Genomic DNA, 2,459 nt, shown 5'->3' on the forward strand with positions numbered 1-2,459 from the left:
GCCACGCAGCGCACGCCGGGCTCGCGCTCGGCGTCGTCGAGGGCCCAGCCCAGCTCGCGGATGCGGGCGAGCTCGGCGTGCAGCGCGGGCGGGGTGGTGAAGGTGGTGTCGGTGTAGCCCGTGAGCGGGATGCGGCCCACGACCGCCTCGGCCTCGGCGGCGGGCAGCGCCGACAGGTAGGCCTTGCCCAGGCCCGACGCGTGCAGCGGCGCCCGGCTGCCGAGCTTGGACACCACCTTCACCACCTGCGGCCCCTCCTCCTGCATCACATAGCACATCTGGTCGTCGTCGAAGATCGCGATGAACGCCGTCTCCTCCGTCTCGGCGACCAGCTCCCGCAGGTGCTCGGGCCCGACGGCGTGGATGTCGAGACCGTCCAGTGCCTGCAGGCCGAGCCGCATGACGACGGGGCCGAGGCGCAGCTCGGTCTCGCCCACCACGTAGCCGCGCTCCCGCAGCGTGCCGACGATGCGGTAGGCGGCGCTGCGGCTGAGGTCGAGGTCGGTGGCCAGGCGCTGAACGGTCGCGCCCGGCGTCGCGGCGAGCCGTTCGATGATGTCCAGGCCGCGTGCGAGGGTGCCGGTGGAGTCATTCACGCTGCCATTCTCCACGGGGCCGGCTCATCCCTTGAGACCCGAACGGGCCACGCCGGCGATCACGAAGCGCTGCACGAACGCGAACAGGATCAGCACCGGGATGCTCGCGATCGCCGCGCCCGCCATGACCGCCGGATAGTCGGTCGCATAGGCGCCGCGCAGGGTCGCCAGGCCGGCGGGGAGCGTGAGCTGCTCCGGGTTGAACAGCACGTACAGCGGCCAGAGGAAGTCGTTCCAGCTACCCAGGAACGACAGCAGCCCGAGCGTCGCGAGCGGCGCCCGGGACAGGGGCAGCACCACGCGCACGAAGATCTGCCAGCGGTTGGCACCGTCGATCAGCGCCGCCTCCTCCAGCTCCGCCGGGAGGCTCTGGAAGAACTGGACCAGGAAGAACACGCCGAACGCGCTCGCGGCGCCGGGGATGACGAGCGCCCACATGGTGTCGAGCCAGCCGAGCCCGTCGACGATCAGGTAGTTCGGCATGAGGAAGACGAACCCCGGCACGAACAGGGTGCCGATGATCAGGGCGAACACGATGCGCCGCCCCGGGAACCGCATGCGGGCCAGCGGGTAGGCGGCCGCCGAGGCGGTGGCCAGCACCAGCACCGTGTGCAGCACGCCCACGAGCACCGAGTTGCCGAGCCAGCGCAGCAGCGGGGCCTGCGCGTCGGCGAAGAGCTTGGTGTAGCCCTCCATGGTCGGGGTGGGCGGGACCCACGCGGGCGGCAGCGCGGTGGCGTCGCCGGTGGTCTTGAACGACGTCGAGAGCATCCACAGCAGCGGGGCCATGATGATCACGGACAGGATCAGCAGCGCCGCGTACAGCAGCAGGGTGCCGACGACGCCGCGGCCGGTCGCCTCGTCGCGCCGGGCTCGGGCTACGGGCCGCCGCGGGGCCGCGGGCGGGGTGGTGCTGCCGGGGGGAACGACGGTGGTCGCCACGTCAGCTCTCCTTCTGTCGCAGGAACAGGAAGTTCAGGGCGCTCACGACGATCAGCAGCAGCGCGAGCAGGTAGCTCATGGCTGCGGCCAGGCCCATGCGGAACTGCTCCAGGCCCACTTCGGCGATGAACATGATGGCGGTGCGCGTCTCGTTGGACGGGTTGCCCGCCGTGAGCAGGTAGGACTGGCCGAACATGTTGGCCGAGGCCAGCACGGTCATGGTCAGCACGAAGAGGAGCACGGGGCGCAGCTGCGGGATCGTCACGTGCACGAACTGCTGCCAGCGGCTCGCGCCGTCCACCTTGGCGGCGTCGTAGAGCGCGTCGTCCACGTTCTGCAGGCCCGCGAGGTAGACCACGGAGTTGAAGCCCATGGTCCACCAGACGGTGACGCCCACCAGGGAGACCCAGACCCAGGGGGTCGCCGTCAGCCAGGGCACGGCCTCGGTGACGCCGAGCTCGGCGAGGTACCCGTTGATCAGGCCCGTGTTGCCGTTGAGCAGGTACTGCCACAGCAGGCCGATCACGCTGACGCCCAGCACGTACGGCGCGAAGAACACGGCGCGGAAGAAGGTGCGCCCGCGGAACCGCTGGTTGAGCAGGAGCGCCAGGCCGAGCGGGATGGCCATCAGCAGCGGCACCGAGAGCACCACGAACAGGCCCGTGGCCCGCATGCTCTCCCAGAACTGCTGCGCGACCAGCGCGTCCGGGGTGAACAGGTCGACGTAGTTCTGCAGGCCCACGAACGGCCGGTCGGGCAGGAAGAAGTCCCAGTTGTGCAGGCTCATCCAGAGCCCGGACACGGCCGGGACCAGCACGAACGTGCCGAAGATCAGCAGGAACGGCGCGAGGAACAGGTACGGCGTCCAGGGCCGCGGCCGGTGCGGCGGCCCCGCGCTGCGGCGGGCCGGCTCGGTGGGCC

Annotated in this window: 3 protein-coding genes; all 3 read right to left on the reverse strand. The window is 71.0% G+C overall.

Annotated features, from left to right (window positions below):
• A partial coding sequence (locus PROKR_RS29475; protein ID WP_051433499.1) for an IclR family transcriptional regulator occupies positions 1-596 on the reverse strand: 596 nt, incomplete at its 3' end.
• A gap of 24 nt (positions 597-620) precedes the next feature.
• A complete protein-coding gene (locus PROKR_RS29480; RefSeq protein WP_211240278.1) occupies positions 621-1,538 on the reverse strand; it encodes a carbohydrate ABC transporter permease in 918 nt (305 codons plus the stop codon).
• 1 nt (position 1,539) lies between these two features.
• Positions 1,540-2,459, reverse strand: a 920-nt coding sequence (locus PROKR_RS29485) for a carbohydrate ABC transporter permease (RefSeq protein ID WP_051433500.1), incomplete at its 5' end; no start/stop codon positions are given.

It is taken from the genome of Promicromonospora kroppenstedtii DSM 19349 (assembly GCF_000515355.1).
Classification (GTDB): domain Bacteria; phylum Actinomycetota; class Actinomycetes; order Actinomycetales; family Cellulomonadaceae; genus Promicromonospora; species Promicromonospora kroppenstedtii.